At 36.2% G+C, this 18,366-nt stretch carries 12 protein-coding genes and 5 pseudogenes; 12 read left to right on the top strand and 5 right to left on the bottom strand.

Features of this window, described 5'->3' with window-relative positions; all coding sequences use genetic code 11:
* Positions 1–44 precede the first annotated feature (44 nt).
* Positions 45–678 (top strand): annotated as a pseudogene (locus tag ABWU71_RS02395) (IS5 family transposase); the annotation flags it as partial.
* On the opposite strand, the pseudogene ABWU71_RS02390 reads toward ABWU71_RS02395, so the two are convergent.
* Positions 663–1,150: pseudogene (locus ABWU71_RS02390) on the bottom strand (IS630 transposase-related protein); the annotation flags it as partial. The pseudogenes ABWU71_RS02395 and ABWU71_RS02390 overlap by 16 nt on opposite strands.
* Before the next feature lie 64 nt (positions 1,151–1,214).
* Between ABWU71_RS02390 and ABWU71_RS02385 the strand changes: the two are divergent.
* The 6 genes and pseudogenes from ABWU71_RS02385 to ubiA all read left to right on the top strand — a co-directional run.
* Positions 1,215–1,373, top strand: a pseudogene (locus ABWU71_RS02385) (transposase); the annotation flags it as partial.
* 137 nt (positions 1,374–1,510) lie between these two features.
* Positions 1,511–4,401, top strand: a pseudogene (locus tag ABWU71_RS02380) (efflux RND transporter permease subunit).
* Positions 4,402–4,489: 88 nt separating this feature from the next.
* Positions 4,490–6,061, top strand: a complete 1,572-nt coding sequence (gene nusA, locus ABWU71_RS02375; protein ID WP_353284876.1) for a transcription termination factor NusA — start codon at positions 4,490–4,492, stop codon at positions 6,059–6,061.
* A 9-nt stretch (positions 6,062–6,070) separates the two neighbouring features.
* Positions 6,071–8,395, top strand: coding sequence for a translation initiation factor IF-2 (gene infB, locus ABWU71_RS02370; RefSeq protein ID WP_353284708.1), 2,325 nt, complete (start codon positions 6,071–6,073; stop codon positions 8,393–8,395).
* 9 nt (positions 8,396–8,404) lie between these two features.
* Positions 8,405–8,812: a ribosome-binding factor A gene (locus tag ABWU71_RS02365; RefSeq protein WP_353284707.1), complete on the top strand. Its 408-nt coding sequence runs from the start codon at positions 8,405–8,407 to the stop codon at positions 8,810–8,812.
* 3 nt (positions 8,813–8,815) lie between these two features.
* Positions 8,816–9,673 (top strand): 4-hydroxybenzoate octaprenyltransferase, encoded by an 858-nt coding sequence (ubiA, locus tag ABWU71_RS02360; protein ID WP_353284706.1) that lies wholly within the window; start codon positions 8,816–8,818, stop codon positions 9,671–9,673.
* Positions 9,674–10,430: 757 nt separating this feature from the next.
* Here ubiA and ABWU71_RS02350 read toward each other — a convergent pair.
* The 3 genes from ABWU71_RS02350 to ABWU71_RS02340 all read right to left on the bottom strand — a co-directional run bounded on the left by ABWU71_RS02350 (position 10,431) and on the right by ABWU71_RS02340 (position 14,167).
* Positions 10,431–11,290 (bottom strand): IS630 family transposase gene (locus ABWU71_RS02350; RefSeq protein ID WP_353284076.1). Its coding sequence is split into 2 segments (ribosomal slippage): positions 10,431–10,966 and positions 10,966–11,290, totalling 861 coding nucleotides; the frame shifts between segments, so codons are not numbered across the junction.
* Positions 11,291–11,519: 229 nt separating this feature from the next.
* Positions 11,520–12,998 (bottom strand): UbiD family decarboxylase, encoded by a 1,479-nt coding sequence (locus tag ABWU71_RS02345; protein ID WP_353284704.1) that lies wholly within the window; start codon positions 12,996–12,998, stop codon positions 11,520–11,522.
* Positions 12,999–13,093: 95 nt separating this feature from the next.
* On the bottom strand, positions 13,094–14,167 hold the full coding sequence (locus tag ABWU71_RS02340) for a Fic family protein (protein ID WP_353284703.1): 1,074 nt from the start codon (positions 14,165–14,167) through the stop codon (positions 13,094–13,096).
* Between the two features lie 512 nt (positions 14,168–14,679).
* On the opposite strand from ABWU71_RS02340, the gene ABWU71_RS02335 reads away from it, so the two are divergent.
* The 4 genes and pseudogenes from ABWU71_RS02335 (at position 14,680) to ABWU71_RS02320 (ending at position 17,099) form a co-directional block, all read left to right on the top strand.
* A complete protein-coding gene (locus ABWU71_RS02335) occupies positions 14,680–15,438 on the top strand; it encodes a DsbA family protein (protein ID WP_353284702.1) in 759 nt (252 codons plus the stop codon).
* Between the two features lie 198 nt (positions 15,439–15,636).
* Positions 15,637–15,819 (top strand): annotated as a pseudogene (locus ABWU71_RS02330) (DUF2460 domain-containing protein); the annotation flags it as partial.
* Positions 15,820–15,878: 59 nt separating this feature from the next.
* Positions 15,879–16,671 (top strand): IS5 family transposase gene (locus tag ABWU71_RS02325; RefSeq protein WP_265023453.1). Its coding sequence is split into 2 segments (ribosomal slippage): positions 15,879–16,142 and positions 16,144–16,671, totalling 792 coding nucleotides; the frame shifts between segments, so codons are not numbered across the junction.
* Positions 16,668–17,099, top strand: coding sequence for a TIGR02217 family protein (locus tag ABWU71_RS02320; protein ID WP_353284701.1), 432 nt, complete (start codon positions 16,668–16,670; stop codon positions 17,097–17,099). The genes ABWU71_RS02325 and ABWU71_RS02320 overlap by 4 nt, the downstream gene beginning before the upstream one ends.
* Positions 17,100–17,267: 168 nt before the next feature.
* Here ABWU71_RS02320 and ABWU71_RS02315 read toward each other — a convergent pair.
* A protein-coding gene (locus tag ABWU71_RS02315; RefSeq protein WP_353284179.1) for an IS630 family transposase occupies positions 17,268–18,127 on the bottom strand; the annotation gives its coding sequence in 2 pieces (ribosomal slippage) (positions 17,268–17,803 and positions 17,803–18,127; 861 coding nt in all).
* Positions 18,128–18,176: 49 nt separating this feature from the next.
* On the opposite strand from ABWU71_RS02315, the gene ABWU71_RS02310 reads away from it, so the two are divergent.
* Positions 18,177–18,332, top strand: a complete 156-nt coding sequence (locus tag ABWU71_RS02310) for a hypothetical protein (protein WP_264703148.1) — start codon at positions 18,177–18,179, stop codon at positions 18,330–18,332.
* Positions 18,333–18,366: the final 34 nt, after the last annotated feature.

The raw sequence follows: 18,366 nt of genomic DNA, 5'->3' as shown, positions 1-18,366 counted from the left end.
AAGAAAGGAATAAACTAAGAGATAATATATATAAGTTAGGATATATGAGGAGTTTATACCCAAGTGATATAAGTCGGGAAAGATTTGAGATTATGTTACCAGATCTAGAGTCCTGTAGAAAAAAAACAAAACCAAGAAAACTTGATTTGTATGATGTATTTTGTGGAGTGTTATACGTTCTGAAAAGCGGTTGTCAGTGGAGAATGCTACCAAAAGAGTTTCCAAAATGGCGCAATTGTTACGACTATTTTAAGAAGTGGAGTGAAAAACCAGATGCAGATAAAGAAAGTGTTCTGGAGCTGGTGTTAAAAAAAAATAGTTGGCGTGGTCCGACAAAACAATGTTCGGAAAGAAAAAACCAGCTTCTGCATAATTGATGCACAGAGTGTAAAAAATGCAGATACTGCTGAAGAAAAAGGCTATGATGCAGGCAAAAAGATTTCAGGAATAAAACGCCATATTGCAGTAGATACGCAAGGTTTGCCCCATGCAATTTATATAACAACAGCAGAGATAACTGACCGTAGCAGTGCTGTGAGAATGGTCGAAAATGCAAAAGAAAACCTCTCGGGAGTTAAAAATGTACTGGTTGATGCAGGCTATACTGGAGAGAATTTTGCAACTCAAATAAAAACGATTATTGGTGCAACCGTTGAAGTGATAAAAAGAAATGAATTATGGCAATACCCATATGGATAGTCCTCTGTGTTATCAATGCCAGACTCATCTATATAAACTAAGTTTTCTGGTTCTTTTGTTGCTATAATTTTTAAGAATTCAGCACGTTTTTCTTCGTTTCTTTCCTTGTATCAATATGTCTTTTTTTGCGCGTAAATCCAATTTTTCTGAGAGCTCGGTGGATCGTTTGGATACTAACGTTGCCCCAAAGTTTAGCCATTTCCGACAGAGTCTTTCCTCCGTTTTCTCTGGCAAATTTAGCAAAGGCATCCCAGTCGGTAATTTTGTGATTGTAACCTCCATTTCCAAGTTTTTTTGATTGAAAGTCTCCTGTTTCTTTTCTTCTTTGCTGCCACTCCCATAAAGTAGTTCGTCCAATTTTAAATCTTGCTGCCACTGTTTCTCTGCTTCCTCCCTCCTCTAGCGCTTCCATTGCTTTTTTCCTTAAGTCATAACTATATGCTGCTGGCACTCAACCTCCTTATCATCGTCTATCCTTATCTTATCACATCCGGACTTCTATGAAAAGAGCTATACATTCCTTTGTTGTATTGCCCAAAAGATGGGTTGTGGAGCGATCTTTTGCTTGGTTAGAAAAATGTAGAAGATTGTGGAAAAATTGTGAGCGAAAACTCAATACTAGCCTACAAATGGTCGTTCTGGCTTTCACTGCCTTACTTCTGAAAAGATTATGAACAGGCTCTTATACTTGCAATTTTGTAAAAATTTTAATTATTTGCGTAAAGTTTTAAAGCTACACAAGGATTAATTAATATGCAATGTATCTCGATTATAATATTGTACAAACGCACATATTCAGTTAACATTCAACATGCAGAGCTTACTCATAGAGCGAAACAGGGCAGTGGTATTATTACTTATAGTAATTTTTATCTTCGGTTCATACGTTTGTGTAAAAATGCCAAGGGAAAGCAATCCTGATATACAGACTCCTATAATCAGCGTGTTTGTTAGACTTCCTGGGATTTCTGCTCAAGATAGTGAAAAGCTATTAGTGCTTCCCATAGAAAATGAACTAAGAGCTTATTTCCGATACTCAATGTCGGCTTAATTGGTAATTTGCCAGAAAGAGCCTTAACTGAAATAGCACGCAAGTTAAAGAAAGAAATAGAATCTCTGCCAAATGTTCTCAAAGTTAAAGTGGCAGGTATGCGTAAAGAAACAGTGGAAGTTATAATTGCGCCCACAGTTCTAACAAAATATAACATTCAATCAAACGAAATATTCCAAGCTATATCAAGCAATAACAGACTAGTGGGAGCTGGGTCACTGGAAAATGATACCGGTAAATATTCGATTAAAATATCAGGGTTATTAAAAGATATAGAAGATATTATGAATATTCCTATTAGATCTCAAGGCGATGCAGTTTTGAGAATCAAAGATATAGCAAAAGTATACCCTAGGTTTGAGGATCACCAAGGGTTTGCTCGCATTAATGGATTACCTAGTGTCGTGCTAGAAATTTCAAAACGTAACGGAAAAAACATAATAGACACAGTAAATCAAGTAAAATACTTAATGAATAAGGCAAAAGATCAATTACCTGAAAATTTAAAAGTGGTGTACTTAAACGACCAGTCAAAAAACGTCCGCGATGTGCTTGATGACTTGGAAAACGGCATAATATTCGCTGTGTTGTTAATATTGATCATAATGATGCTTTCTATGGGAACAAGGATTGCTATTCTTGTGGCACTCTCGATACCAGGTTCCTTTCTCATTGGGATAATAGCTCTTTACTTTATGGGTATAACCTTAAATATCGTTGTGCTCTTCAGTTTAATTATGGCTGTTGGCATGCTGGTTGATGATGCAATTGTGATCAGCGAATATGCCGATAGAAAGATGATCTGCGGAATGGACAAAGTAGAAGCTTTTTACACTTCAGTTCGTGATATGTTTTACCCGGTTCTATCATCAACGTTAACTAAATTAGCAGTGTTTTTTCCTCTATTATTCTGGCCTGATACTGTTGGTAAATTCATGCAGTACATACCAATTACAATAATTCTAACTTTGACTGGATCGCTCATTATGGCTTTGGTTTTTATACCAACACTTGGTGCAATATTTGGTAAGCCTTCGATAACTTCAAAAAAAGAAATAAAAAAAATGAGTGCTATAGAAAGTGGTGAAATAAAAAATGCTGGGCCTATAATAAGAGCTTACGTACGCATGCTAGAGAAGGTTTTGGATCATCCTAAAAAATTCGTATGTGCTACTGTATTCGTTTTGTTTTCATTTAGTGTGCTGTACTTTACTTTTGGTCCTGGAGTAAAGTTTTTTCCGAAAGTGGATTCAGATAATATTTTAATCAGTGTTAAAGCAAAAGAAAGCTTATCAGCCAAAGAACGAGATCTGATACTAAAAGAAGTGGAAGAACGCATTTTGAGCATTGAAAAAGAAATTCATGTTTCTTATGCTAGATCAGGAGCATTTTCAGACAACGTTATCGCCAGAATACAACTAGAACTTATGGATTGGCGCTTCAGGCGCAAAGCTAAGCACATACTAAATGATATAAGGAGCAGTGTGCAAGACATGAAAGGAATAATAATTAATGTTCAAGAGGAAAAGCCAGGACCGTCGGCTGACAAGCCAATACAAATTAACCTCAGCGGGAGTGTATCCAGTTTGAATTTAGCAGCAGAGAAAATTCTAGAAATTATGAACCAACCTTCATCCGGGTTTATAAATATTCAAGATAGCAGATCAGCACCTGAAATAGAGTGGAATATGAGTGTTGATAAGAGTAAGGCTACAAGCTCTGAAGTAAGTGTTGCAACCATTGGCGATTTTATAAAGATGGTTACAAATGGAGTGTTGATTGGAAAATATAGACCAAATAATACGGATGAAGAAATCGATATTGTACTCCGTTTCCCCAGAAAGGACCGCAACATGAAGACTATAGACAATCTTTTTATCAATACAGTTAATGGCCCGTATCCTATGAGCAATATAGTAAAATATGCTCCCGAAAAAAAGGTAAACAAACTAAACAGGATTGATGGATCACGCACAGTGACAATCTCTGCTGACGTTGATACTGGCTATCTTGTTGATGAAAGAGTAAAGTTCATTCAGAATTCTATTGCCCAGGATTGGGACAAGGGAGTAAAAATTGATTTTAAAGGCGACAAAGAAGATCAACAAAAATCAGGAGCATTTTTGTTAAAGGCTTTTATATTAGCGATTACACTAATGATATTGGTATTAGTGACACAGTTTAATAATGTATACCATACATTTATCGTAATGACAGCAGTGTTTTTATCCACAACATGTGTGTTTTTTGTTTTCTTTCTTATCCAACAAGTTTTCGTAGTTGTTATGTGTGGAGTGGGGATAATTGCTTTGGCAGGAATTATAGTGAATAATAACATACTATTACTTGATGCCTTTCATCATCAAATTAAGGTACACAAAAATGACATCAAGCGATGTGTAATAAACGCTGCAATTTCTCGCGTTAGGCCAATATTGCTTACCGTTGTAACCACAGTTCTTGGTTTAATACCGATGATTACCAGGTTAAATATCAATTTTTTTATGCTACAAATCATATATGATGCTCCATCAAGCCAGTGGTGGGTTGACATTTCAACAACCATAGCAAGTGGAATATTGGCTGCAACGGTTTTAACTTTATTCTTTACTCCTGCGTTGCTTGTTATACAAAGACATGAAAAAACTTGACTTAAATTAGCAATCATTTAGCATTTAAGATAGTGTTCTTTGCCCGTTGGAGCTATAATTATAACTAATTACATTGGATTTATTTATTATGATTGCTAATTGTAAAAGCAGTGTTAAGCAGAAAAGTAACAAGAATAACATAGTTGGAAGCCTTGATGTAATAAAAACAGCAGGAGAGCTTTCACTTCAAAAAGGTTTAGATTTTGATGTTGTAATAAAGGCACTAGAAAGTGCTATAGAAGCAGTGGCTTATCAAAAATATGGTAGCAAAAGTAAAATTGTAGTTAATATAGATAGAAACACAGGCAAAGTTACTTCATACAGAAAACTAAAAGTTATTGATGACGAATCAAATGGAGAAGAGAATACTGAGTATGAATCAATTACGCTGACACAAGCTAAATTAATAAAAGGAGATGCAAAAATTGGAGATACTGTTAGTGAATTGCTCTCTCTTAACACTGATCTTGCTTCAGCAAGAATTGCCCAGCAGAAGATTGCTCAAATAATTAAAGATGAAGAGTCAAAAAAGCAATATGAGGAATTTAAAGATAAGGCGGGAGAAATAAGGCATGGTATTGTTAAACAAGTAGAATATTCAGATCTTATTATAGACATAAATGGCACTAGGGCATACCTTCCTTTGCGAAATTTGACCGGTGGTGAATCATTTCGTGAAGGCGATAAGGTTAAAGCTTACATACAGACTGTTAAGCGCTCTGATGATGGACGTCAAATTATTCTTTCTAGGACTCATGAAGGCTTTTTAGAGGCATTATTAAATCAAGAAATACCAGAAATTGCTGACAGGTTAGTAACAATTAAAGGTATAGCTAGAGACGCCGGCTCAAGGTCTAAGGTTGCTGTTTTCTCTCCTGACAAGAACATTGATCCAGTAGGTGCTTGTGTTGGAGTTAAGGGAGATAGGATAAAAACTATTATACACGAATTAAATGGTGAAAAAATTGACGTTATAAATTACTCCTCAGATTTGGGTCAATTTGTTATTAAAGCCATTACTCCTGCAGAAGTATCGAAGGTTATTATTGATGAAAATGAAAATTGCATAGAATTAATAGTTGCTGAAGATCAATTGAGTTTAGCTATAGGAAAAAAGGGCCAGAACGTAAGATTAGCTTCAGAGCTTGTTGGATGGAAAATTGATATATTAAGCACTCAGCAAGAATCAGAAAGGCGCAGTAAAGAACTTAGTCAATGTTCAGCTTTATTTGCTGAAGCTTTAAACTTAGAAGAGATTATGGGTCAGCTATTGGTGACAGAAGGTTTTTCAAGCGTAGAAGATATATCCAGCGCTTCAATTAAAGAGCTTGCTTCAATAGAGGGCTTTAATGAGGATATTGCAAACGAACTTCACAATAGAGCAAACAAGTATCTGAAAGCAGAAAATGATAGAAAAATAGAAGAGCTAAAAAGTCTAGGTATGGAAGATGATGTAATCAATTTAACTTTATCAATAGACAATAAAATTGCTCTTAGTAAACATGATATTAAGACTTTAGAGGACATAGCAGATTTATCAAGTTATGAGTTTTGCAGCATACTCTCTTCCTCAGCTGATAATAAGATGAATTCAGAAAATCTAAAAGATACAGTAGACTCAATAATCATAGAAGCACGTAAAAAGCTTGGGTTAATATAATAAAATAATATGAATAATGAAGATATCAGTAATAAAAAATTAACGCTCCAAGGCTTAAGCAAGCTTAAATTAGACCTCAATTTAAACTCTTCAACTAGCCCAAGTACTGGAGCTACAATAGTAAAAAAAAGAAGAAAAAAATCTCATGATGCAGAAGAACATAATTTATTTGACGAGAGTAAATTAGGTTCTTTAACAGAGAAAGAACAAATTTTCCGCATTAATGCTGTGCAGAATGCTGCTTTGCTGAAAGAAAAAAATCAGAGAGAAGAAAAGGAGAAAACAGCAAAAGAAGACAGCAATAAAGAGATTGACGAGAAAAATGAAGCGGACACTTTATCTAAAGAAATAAATAAGCAAGTTTTAAGTGATACTCACTTAGTTGAACTAAAAGAAGATAATATTGACTATGAGGGCGACGATAAAAAGTCTTCTAAAGTCAACAAAGATATATATTCTAAGCATTCTAAACTGGTAATTGCACAGGCAATAGATGAAAAAACTGAACAACCCCCTGTATTTAAGCAAAGATTTGGTATAAGAAGTAGAAAGTCAAAGTTTACCAAGGGTAAAAATATATCAAGAGAAGTTATTATACCAGACAAAATAACTATCAGGGAGTTATCTATTCGCATGGCAGAAGATAGCAAGAGTGTGCTAAAAATGTTCAAAGAAGAAGTCGGTGAGAGCTATAGAGTAGATAATCTGGTGGATCCAGATATAGCATGTGAAATAGTGGAAAAATTTAATCATACGGCTAAACGAGTGAGCGATACCAACAGAGAAAAGGATTTATTTTTTATAGAAGGCAGAGAAAGCCTGCCTACAAAACCTAAACCACCAATCGTCACTTTTATGGGCCACGTGGATCATGGTAAAACCTCATTGCTCGATGCATTTCGTGAATCTAATGTTGCAGAAAGAGAGTCAGGTGGCATAACTCAACACATAGGTGCTTATCAAATAACGACAAAAGATAAGCAAAAAATTACCTTTATTGATACACCAGGACATGAAGCGTTCACTGCGATGCGTGCACGTGGTGCCAATATTACTAATATAGTTGTAATAGTAGTTGCAGCTGACGATGGAATCATGAAACAAACAGTTGAAGCAATAAATCATGCAAAAGCAGCAAATGTTTCTATTATAGTTGCTATTAATAAAATTGATAAATCTGAGCCTGGTGATGTGGAGAAAGTAATGAGTAGCTTACCTCAATATGATCTCATTCCTGAAGAGCTTGGTGGTGATGTTATGATTATGCCAGTATCAGCAAAAAAGAAAACTAATTTAGATAAACTAGAAGAGGCGATTTTGTTAATCGCTGAATTAATGAAGCTAGAAGCAATAGAAGATTGTCGAGCACTTGGATGGGTAATAGAATCCAAAATAGATAAAGCGAAAGGAATATCAGCTACATTGATAGTTGAGGAAGGAACGTTAAAGGTTGGTGATATATTGGTAGTTGGTACAACATACAGCAAAGTACGTAGTATGGTTAATCACCTTGGTCAAAGAGAAAAAGCAGCACTACCCTCCGCTCCAATTGAAATTACTGGTCTAAATGGTGTGCCAAATGCTGGAGATAAATTTGTTGTTGTAAATTCTGAAAAGCAGGCGCGTGAAATTGTTGAATATAGGCTAGAGTTAATCAAGAAAAAGAAAGAAGATTTGGGCGACAATAATTTAGATATATTCAGTCGTAATAACAGTGAAACAGAAGAACTATCTGTAGTTTTAAAGTGCGATGTAACTGGTTCTATTGAAGCAATATCAAGTTCAATTGATAAACTCGGTAAAGACCAAGTGAAATTAAATATCCTACACAAAGCAGTAGGAGGGATAACAGATTCAGATGTGCTGCTTGCAGAAGCATCAAGTGCAGTAATTTTAGCTTTTAATGTAAAAGTGGACTCAAAAATAAGGGACTTGGCAAAACAAAAAGGTGTAGAAATACATACTTATAACATAATATACGAGCTCATTGACGACATGAGAATGTATTTAACTAAAATGTTAAAGCCTGTTACACGAGAGGTTCGTGTTGGCTTTGCATCTGTGAGGCAAATATTTAACGTATCTAAAGCTGGTAATATCATTGGATGTTACGTAAGTGATGGAGTCATAAGAAAAGATTCTTTAATCAAGGTAGTGCGTGGTGGCAAATTGGTGCATGAAGGAAAGTTAAAAGCACTACGCAGATTTAAAGATGATGTTAAAGAAGTAGGTGTAAACTTTGAATGCGGAGTATCACTAGAGGGTAATATCGATATTAAAGTTGGAGATATTTTAGAAGCTTATCAATTAGTGCAAGAAGAAAGGGTGTTATAGTAGCTGGATATGAAAAAGGAAATTAGAAACCTAAAAATAGCATCGGTATTGCATAGAGCAATATCAAGAGTCCTAATGGAAGGTAAGGTGTTCAATAAAAATGTAGCGGTATCTGACGTAAAATTAAGTAAAGATTTGAAAAAAGCAGATGTATATATTGTGTTATCTTCATTGAATATCCAAGTAGCTAACTATTCAGATCCAGAAAAAGGCATGTGGTCACACACTGGAGATCCTTCTGAGAATAATTGTGATATTAACACTGTTGTTAATGAAATGAACCAGTCTGCATGGTCAATACGTAAATCTATATTGTGTTATGTTGATTTGCGATTTATACCTGAGTTAGTTTTCAAGCCTGATTTAGCGTTCGATAATTTTGTTAATGTAAGCAAAATATTACATAATCACACTTAATTAATGTATTTCAACCATTACTTTTCATTAATGAGGTTGCACAGTTTAACAGGTTTGTGGCTTGTGCTATTTCCCAGTTTGAGCGGTATCCTTTTAGCCTCAACTTCTCTATCGTATCAGGCTCTTTTTCTCCTTGTTTTGTTTACTATAGGTGCATTTTTAATGAGACCCGCAGGGTGCATAATCAATGACATTTTCGATAGAGAAATAGATGCGCACGTTGAACGAACAAAATATAGGCCACTTGCAAGTGGTGCATTAAACATAAAGCAGGCTTTAGCTTTACTTTCACTGTTACTGTCTATTGCCCTGGTAATCTTATTATTAACTAATAAAACTACACTTACACTTGGAATAATTTCAATGTGTATGATAGCTACTTACCCTTTATTAAAGCGGTATGTTTGGTGGCCACAATTGTTCTTAGGGTTTACCTTCAATATGGGATCGCTCATGGGCTCAGCAGCAATAACAAACCAGATCAGTATAGAATCCTTGCTGTTTTATATAGGATGCGTCTTTTGGACACTTAGCTATGACACCATATACGCTCATCAAGATAAAAAAGATGACGAAAAACTCGGAATGAAATCTACCGCATTATATTTTGGTGATACAACAAAATCTTGGTTGAAAAGATTTTATTTAATATCTCTTATGGCGTGGCTATATGCTGGTATCTTATCATCATTAAATAATATTTTTTATATTGCTCTACTTGCTGTAGGGTTCATATTTCACCGCCAATGCAAAAATTTCAATCCTGACGATCCCAGTCAATGCATGTCCATATTTAAAAATAATTCCTACGTAGGGTTGCTTCTCTTTTTTGGCATCCTTTTAGATAGAATTATCACCTAGGTCTCAAGAGTTTTGGCTCTAATGAAGTCAATAAACCAGGTAGCTCACAGAAACGAAAAAATTACTTTACAAGGTTTGCCAGTCCCCTTATCATGAAACTGAAGGTATTCATTTATCTTCAATCTGTGCAGATTAAACGACAACAGTATTACATAATTGGCGTCTTATTTTTAATTTTTTGCACTATGCACACCCTACGTCTTCACAACATTTCTGGGTTTTTACCTATATAAGCTGAAACGCGCTTATAGAGCGTTTAAGACAGTATAGCACGCCAATTTGCAGGATTAGAGAGTGACAACTAGCTAATACGGGATGTCTTTTGCCTTTTTTTCTGCTTAGTAAATTTCTTAAACATTTAAACTAAGGTGAGTTGCATTTAAAAGCAGCTAAATTGCAGTGTTTAAGACTTAAAAAACGCCAATGTTCTAAAATAGATATTAGCCGGGGCTTCTTTTGCCTTTTTTTTCATTTGGTAAATTTTTTAAATATTTAGATTAGTTGCAATTTAAGAGACCATGAAGGGTATCATACCAGTGCCCCTGTGATGTCATTCCAGTGCTCCTTTTTTGTCATCCAAGTAGCTTGACACTGGGATCTAGCCTTTATTATGCAGCCACTTGGTTGAAATTAAGTTTCCTGGATCCCAGTGTCTGGGCACTGGGATGACAAGGTAGAGGGCACTGGGATGACAGGAGAAGGAGGCTACTGGAATGACAAGAGAAGGTATAGCATTTCTCATAATAGTCCGAACAGGTCATAGGAAGGCAGAATCAACAGCACGACGAAAGGATTCGAATAGAGGAATGTTTTTCCTAGCTCTGTTTTTTATAGCAAACCAATGATGCTCAATTTTGTTGAAATCTGGAGAATACGGCGGCAGATACAAAATTTCTGCACCAACTCCTCTAGCAAGCTCGATAATCTTACCAGACTTATGAAAAGTAGCATTGTCAAGAATGACAGTCTGTCCAGGTTCCAAGATCGGTGTCAAAAATTGCTCAAACCATCCATTAAAAACATCCATATTACAGTGGCCTTCAAAGGTTAATGGAGCAACTATCTTTCTTCTACTTAAGGCTGCAACCATACTGATTCGTTGAGTTTTCTTTCCAGATTTTAGGCCATAAAACCGCTGTCCTTTCTGGCAATACCCATATGGATAGTCCTCTGTGTTATCAATGCCAGACTCATCTATATAAACTAAGTTTTCTGGTTCTTTTGTTGCTATAATTTTTAAGAATTCAGCACGTTTTTCTTCGTTTCTTTCCTTGTATCCATATGTCTTTTTTTGCGCGTAAATCCAATTTTTCTGAGAGCTCGGTGGATCGTTTGGATACTAACGTTGCCCCAAAGTTTAGCCATTTCCGACAGAGTCTTTCCTCCGTTTTCTCTGGCAAATTTAGCAAAGGCATCCCAGTCGGTGATTTTGTGATTGTAACCTCCATTTCCAAGTTTTTTTGATTGAAAGTCTCCTGTTTCTTTTCTTCTTTGCTGCCACTCCCATAAAGTAGTTCGTCCAATTTTAAATCTTGCTGCCACTGTTTCTCTGCTTCCTCCCTCCTCTAGCGCTTCCATTGCTTTTTTCCTTAAGTCATAACTATATGCTGCTGGCACTCAACCTCCTTATCATCGTCTATCCTTATCTTATCACATCCGGACTTCTATGAAAAGAGCTATACTAGCCTGACAACCGTCATCCCACTACGTGTTAGCGCCGCAGCGGTATAGCTATAGGATGACAAAAAAAAGGGCACTGTGACGGACTTAAATCACAATTATCAGTTAATACTAATCGCGGCATTACAAAAAACGCCAAACTTTTTTCTGCTTTTATGCAAGAAGTCTAGTCCATATATTCTTCCCACTTCTCCGTGACTTTTCTTACTATTTCCTCACTCATCTCAATTTTCTTTCCCCACTCTCGTTTGGTTTCAGGCGGAATTTTGTTTGTCGCATCAAATCCCATCTTACCTCCTAGGCCACTTTCAGGGGAAGCAAAGTCTAAATAATCAATAGGTGTATTTTCTATCATGATTGTGTCACGCACAGGGTCCATCCTCGTTGACATTGCCCACATCACTTCCTTCCAATCACGTATATTTATATCATCATCAACAACGATAATAAGCTTCGTGTATAAAAACTGCTTTAGAAAAGAAAGTATGCCCATAACAATTCTTTTTGCCTGCCCTGGATAGGATTTTTTTATCGACACTACCGCTATTCTATATGAGCAACCTTCCGGCGGCAGATAAAAGTCCACTATCTCTGGAAATTGATTAATAAGAATGGGCACAAAAATTTCATTGAGTGCTTCACCAAGAATCGATGGTTCATCAGGTGGCTTGCCGGTGAAAGTGCTGAGATAAATTGGATTTTTGCACATAGTAATTGCAGTAATATTAAATTCAGGAAATTGCTCAACAGAATTATAGTAGCCGGTGTGATCTCCGTATGGCCCTTCGCCTTGATATCTATCCAAACTCACATAGCCTTCCATAACGATTTCCGCGTGAGCTGGTACTTGAAGTGGAATAGTCTTACAATTTACAAGCTCAAGCGGCTTCTTTCGCAGTAGTCCAGCAAATTGGTATTCTGACAATGTTTCCGGCACTGGAGTTACAGCAGCAATAATCGTTGCAGGATCACTACCGATCACAGCAGCAGCAGGAAATTTCATATCTCTGCCTCCTTCCTTCCAACGCTTATGGTGAGTTGCGCCACCTCTGTGTGCAAGCCAACGCATTAGTGTTGTTTTTTTATCTATAACCTGCATACGATATATTCCAAGATTAAAATTATCTTGCTTTTCTTTCGTGGGTCCTTTCGTTACCACAATCGGCCAGGTGATAAGTGGTGCAGGTTCATTTGGCCAGCATGTTTGAATGGGCAGTAGACTTAGGTTCACTTCATCTCCGGTTAGCACTACCTCTTGACATGGAGCTTTGTTCACAACTTTACTTCGCATCGATAACACGACTTTTAGCAGAGGAAACATTTTTATAGCATCTTTAAAGTTTTTTGGCGGCTCAGGTGATCGCAAAAACGCTAGAAGTTTACCAAGATCTCTTAGCTCACCAGGATTTATGTTCAGTCCCAAGGCAATTCTTTCAATAGTACCAAATAAATTCACTAAAACTGGAATCGAATTTTTGCCGTTTTCTGTGACAACATTTTCAAAGATGATAGCTGGTCCTTTGTTTGACAAAACCCTACGGTGAATTTCTGTCATTTCAAGAACTGTTGAAACTTCCTCCTTAATCCTAATCAGATCCTTTTTTTCTTCTAAGGCTTTAATGAAGTCGCGTAAGTTGTTGTACATATTCCAGTTTTTAAAATTTTAAGTTTACATTTAGTTTTCAAGCACTTTATTAAAATTTGATCTATGCACTGCTTTTCTGTCTAGCGAGCTTTCAGTTAATTTGAGATCAAATCCTCATATTGCTTACTAAGTTTGTATTTCCTTCCTCTATTGGAAAAATCTACAATCTCGATAAACCCCATTTCCACCCACTTTTTACAAAGTTGCGCACTGGTACGAGGCTTAAAATTAAATAGTTCGCCAACCTGACTAGCTGTAATAGCGGAAAACTCCTGGAAGAGCTCAAGAGCTTTGCGTTGTTTAGGATCAAGCTTACGTATAAGATCAGTCTGATCAGTGTGGTATTCTTCTTCATTTATACGTTGTAAAACGTTCTCAAATGAATTTGCCATACCTTCTACGAAATACTCCACCCACTTAGTGATATCTGCTTCAGCTCGTCCCATGTAATAGTTGTGCGATGGACCTATACTGATTGCTTCATAATACGCTCCTAGATTCTTAGCATAATATTCTTCCAATGAATAAAGTCCTTTTAGGTCATATCCACCAAGGTGTAAAATTAATGTAGTCAACAATCTTGCAGTACGACCATTACCGTCATAGTAGGGGTGAATTGTTACAAATTGATAATGAGCAATACCTGCAATAATTGGGCAAGGCACTTGCTCACTGTCACGAATCCAATCAATCATACTGCTCATGAGCTTTGGTACATCCTTTGCTTCAGGTGGCATATAAACAATTGTACGCGCATGGCTATCACGGATAACGTTTTGACCATCACGATAAGGTGTTGGTTTTACTTTAGATTTTCCACTTGCCATTACTAGAGCATGCAGTGTTTGAATAGCTTTCTCAGTAATAGGCACTTCCCTTGCTGCCCATTGTTCAACTTGAGTTAAAGCTGCATAATATCCTTTAACCTCATTTTCATCTCTCCTATATTTTGGAAAGTGGCTTTTACCACTTAAAACCTCTTCAATCTGTTTAGGCTCAAGTCGATTTCCTTCAATCATAGTAGAGTAGTATGTTGTATAGAGCCGTGCAGTTTCACGAAGGGACGAGAGCATCGATACAGTGAGTGGCAAATGTAATACTTTTTCTTTTGCTGCTTCAATCCTCATAAGGCAATTAGCGATTTTGGAGGTAATCGTATAATTTGGCATCGGCATAATATCTGCATTACATTACTTCTATATTATGCTGATAAAATGCAGATAATACAACATTTACATGACGCCGACCATAAACAGCAATAAATTCGGCTGATTGAGAAAGAAGTTTGTCTTGTAGAATAGCTATTTCTTTTTCCCTGCCAATTATTGGTTCACTCATATGTTTATTCCGCGGAGTTTGTTGAAATTATACACAGCGGAATAAAATTATCAACTTTGTTTTACCGCCGTATTTACAGTTGCTATACGCGGCAGTAAAAGATAGAGCATCTCATAATTGGCTATTCTGGCGGTAGTTTGGTCACTTGCATCACCAAGTCTTCTGATGAACTTTGTGGTAATGTGCTTGAGTTTCATTGTACGTAAAGTTTGTATTCGAGGCAAAACCGGCTATAAAATACACTTGATATAAATGTTTTTATACATTAACATTAGATGCTTCTTTTAATATACAGATAAATGTGTACTAAAAGTTTTATGTTGTAGGTTTTTAAATAAATTGTATGTCTAGAATATCGTTTTTATTGATCCTTATACTGGCAGTAGCAAGTTTACCAGTAATAAACAATTGGCTTTCACATCGCAGCCAAATGCTAAACGACGATTATATAGGTAAGAAATTAGATAATTATATAAGTAGAAATTTTGATAAGATCGTAAAAACTCTCAAAGAGGAGTCGATTAAAAGTAGTTACGCTGCTCGAGATAATGTGGCCAAAAGTAAAATTTCACAATACAAGAATCAAATATTTGACCTTACTTATCCTTATTCCGGAAATGAAAATAGTAGTGTTGTAGCTGTAGGCTTCTTTGACTATTCTTGTGGATATTGCAAAGCTATGAAGAATGATATAAAGCAGTTAATTAACGACGGTAAAATTAAGTATATCTTTAGGGATGCTCCAATACTTGGTAATGACTCTTTAAGGGCAGCAAAAAGCGCTTTAGCTGTTTACTTTATTGATAGAGAAAAATATTTCGACTTTCACTATTCTGCTTTAAGTCACAAAGGAGGATTTTCAGACGAAAGCATATTGGATATAGTGAAAAGCATAGGGATTGATGAGGACGATTTTAATAGTTCCATGAAGAATAATGCAGACAAAATTGAGCAAATGATAAACGGCAGTAAGCTCCTAGTAAGAGATTTGGGAGTAGGTGGTACACCTTTTTCAATAATTGGAGATAGCCTGTTTGTAGGAGCAACTGATTTGAATGTATTACGCAAAAAAGTAGATGAATTAAGTCACAAGCAAGGCTAGTTGCAATTTGCCATAAAATTTTATTTTTTTGCTTGACAACTCAAATGAACCTGAGTATAGTAATTGTGGGTGTGACAGCAGTTTAAGGTGTTATCTTAGTGGTTTCATCCACTTTCCATAGCGTCATTTACTATGTGAAACGCTTTCAAATTACAACATTTTCTTCAACCAAACTATTTTACTTTCACAGGAGGACATATGTCATTCACAGAAATTAGATTTCCAGAAAATATATCTTATGGTTCCACTGGAGGACCGGAATTTTCCACTGACGTTGTAACAACTCATAACGGTTGTGAACAGCGCAACATCAATTGGTCTCATGCACGCACTAGATACAACATAGCTTACGGGGTCAGATCAAACGAGCAGCTATTAGAACCTGTACATGATCTCAAGAAAGGAATAAACTAAGAGATAATATATATAAGTTAGGATATATGAGGAGTTTATACCCAAGTGATATAAGTCGGGAAAGATTTGAGATTATGTTACCAGATCTAGAGTCCTGTAGAAAAAAAACAAAACCAAGGAAACTTGATTTGTATGATGTATTTTGTGGAGTGTTATACGTTCTGAAAAGCGGTTGTCAGTGGAGAATGCTACCAAAAGAGTTTCCAAAATGGCGCAATTGTTACGACTATTTTAAGAAGTGGAGTGAAAAACCAGATGCAGATAAAGAAAGTGTTCTGGAGCTGGTGTTAAAAAAAAATAGTTGGCGTGGTCCGACAAAACAATGGTCGGAAAGAAAAAACCAGCTTCTGCATAATTGATGCACAGAGTGTAAAAAATGCAGATACTGCTGAAGAAAAAGGCTATGATGCAGGCAAAAAGATTTCAGGAATAAAACGCCATATTGCAGTAGATACGCAAGGTTTGCCCCATGCAATTTATATAACAACAGCAGAGATAACTGACCGTAGCAGTGCTGTGAGAATGGTCGAAAATGCAAAAGAAAACCTCTCGGGAGTTAAAAATGTACTGGTTGATGCAGGCTATACTGGAGAGAATTTTGCAACTCAAATAAAAACGATTATTGGTGCAACCGTTGAAGTGATAAAAAGAAATGAATTACATTCCTTTGTTGTATTGCCCAAAAGATGGGTTGTGGAGCGATCTTTTGCTTGGTTAGAAAAATGTAGAAGATTGTGGAAAAATTGTGAGCGAAAACTCAATACTAGCCTACAAATGGTCGTTCTGGCTTTCACTGCCTTACTTCTGAAAAGATTATGAACAGGCTCTTAGAATTAATAACATTTTTTCATGCACGAAAAGGTAAAGCAATAGGGTTTCGTTTTAAGGATTGGTCAGATTTTATAGCCATTAATCAAAAGATTGGTATAGGAGATAACAAAAAAACGACTTTTCAGCTAATCAAAACTTATGTAAGTGGGGAAGATAAGCATATACGTATGATCAAAAAGCCAGTACATGGGACAGTAAAGATTTATTTAAATGGTAAAGAAGAGAGTGAATATTCAGTAAATTATTCAACGGGAGAAATAACATTTATGAAGCCACCAGTAAAAAATGCGATAATCACTGCGAGCTTCGAATTTGATGTGCCCGTACGCTTTGATACAGATTACTTAAACGCTTCTATTGATGACTATGGAAGCAATAGCTGGAATAATATCCCCTTGGTGGAAGTGAAATTTTAGTTATAAGCGAGCATAGATCTACATCATAGTAGGGCTACTAGTCACCATAAATTGAAAAAATTAAGCACCACTGAGGCTCTATATTTAAATGAGCCTTAGTATATGCAATTATTTTAAACTTTATCACCAGCTATATACTATAGCATTTCTCATAATAGTCCGAACAGGTCATAGGAAGGCAGAATCAACAGCACGACGAAAGGATTCGAATAGAGGAATGTTTTTCCTAGCTCTGTTTTTTATAGCAAACCAATGATGCTCAATTTTGTTGAAATCTGGAGAATACGGCGGCAGATACAAAATTTCTGCACCAACTCCTCTAGCAAGCTCGATAATCTTACCAGACTTATGAAAAGTAGCATTGTCAAGAATGACAGTCTGTCCAGGTTCCAAGATCGGTGTCAAAAATTGCTCAAACCATCCATTAAAAACATCCATATTACAGTGGCCTTCAAAGGTTAATGGAGCAACTATCTTTCTTCTACTTAAGGCTGCAACCATACTGATTCGTTGAGTTTTCTTCCCAGATTTTAGGCCATAAAACCGCTGTCCTTTCTGGCAATACCCATATGGATAGTCCTCTGTGTTATCAATGCCAGACTCATCTATATAAACTAAGTTTTCTGGTTCTTTTGTTGCTATAATTTTTAAGAATTCAGCACGTTTTTCTTTGTTTCTTTCCTTGTATCCATATGTCTTTTTTTGCGCGTAAATCCAATTTTTCTGAGAGCTCGGTGGATCGTTTGGATACTAACGTTGCCCCAAAGTTTAGCCATTTCCGACAGAGTCTTTCCTCCGTTTTCTCTGGCAAATTTAGCAAAGGCATCCCAGTCGGTGATTTTGTGATTGTAACCTCCATTTCCAAGTTTTTTTGATTGAAAGTCTCCTGTTTCTTTTCTTCTTTGCTGCCACTCCCATAAAGTAGTTCGTCCAATTTTAAATCTTGCTGCCACTGTTTCTCTGCTTCCTCCCTCCTCTAGCGCTTCCATTGCTTTTTTCCTTAAGTCATAACTATATGCTGCTGGCACTCAACCTCCTTATCATCGTCTATCCTTATCTTATCACATCCGGACTTCTATGAAAAGAGCTATAACTGATACATCTATAATCAAACAAATAGAGGAACTTCTTGCAATTTTACGTAATCAAATTAAAACTTTAGAAGATGAAATGATTACATTTATCGATCAAAACCAAGAGCTTAAAAGAAAATATATATCAATAACTATATAGTAGCGGGATGACGGTTTTTCAAATTGTCGGTAAA

It is taken from the genome of Wolbachia endosymbiont (group A) of Lasioglossum fulvicorne, assembly GCF_964028605.1.
In the GTDB taxonomy this organism is placed as follows: domain Bacteria; phylum Pseudomonadota; class Alphaproteobacteria; order Rickettsiales; family Anaplasmataceae; genus Wolbachia.
The sequence above is the reverse complement of the archived record's forward strand: the minus strand, read 5'-3'. Positions and strand labels throughout refer to the sequence as shown.

What these genes read in the sequence shown, in the direction of transcription:
- nusA (WP_353284876.1), top strand. Translation starts at nt 4,490, where the DNA reads ATGATTGCTAATTGTAAAAGCAGTGTTAAGCAGAAAAGTAACAAGAAT.
- infB (WP_353284708.1), top strand. Translation starts at nt 6,071, where the DNA reads ATGAATAATGAAGATATCAGTAATAAAAAATTAACGCTCCAAGGCTTA.
- ABWU71_RS02365 (WP_353284707.1), top strand. Translation starts at nt 8,405, where the DNA reads ATGAAAAAGGAAATTAGAAACCTAAAAATAGCATCGGTATTGCATAGA.
- ubiA (WP_353284706.1), top strand. Translation starts at nt 8,816, where the DNA reads ATGTATTTCAACCATTACTTTTCATTAATGAGGTTGCACAGTTTAACA.
- ABWU71_RS02345 (WP_353284704.1), bottom strand. Translation starts at nt 12,998, where the DNA reads ATGTACAACAACTTACGCGACTTCATTAAAGCCTTAGAAGAAAAAAAG.
- ABWU71_RS02340 (WP_353284703.1), bottom strand. Translation starts at nt 14,167, where the DNA reads ATGCCAAATTATACGATTACCTCCAAAATCGCTAATTGCCTTATGAGG.
- ABWU71_RS02335 (WP_353284702.1), top strand. Translation starts at nt 14,680, where the DNA reads ATGTCTAGAATATCGTTTTTATTGATCCTTATACTGGCAGTAGCAAGT.
- ABWU71_RS02320 (WP_353284701.1), top strand. Translation starts at nt 16,668, where the DNA reads ATGAACAGGCTCTTAGAATTAATAACATTTTTTCATGCACGAAAAGGT.
- ABWU71_RS02310 (WP_264703148.1), top strand. Translation starts at nt 18,177, where the DNA reads ATGAAAAGAGCTATAACTGATACATCTATAATCAAACAAATAGAGGAA.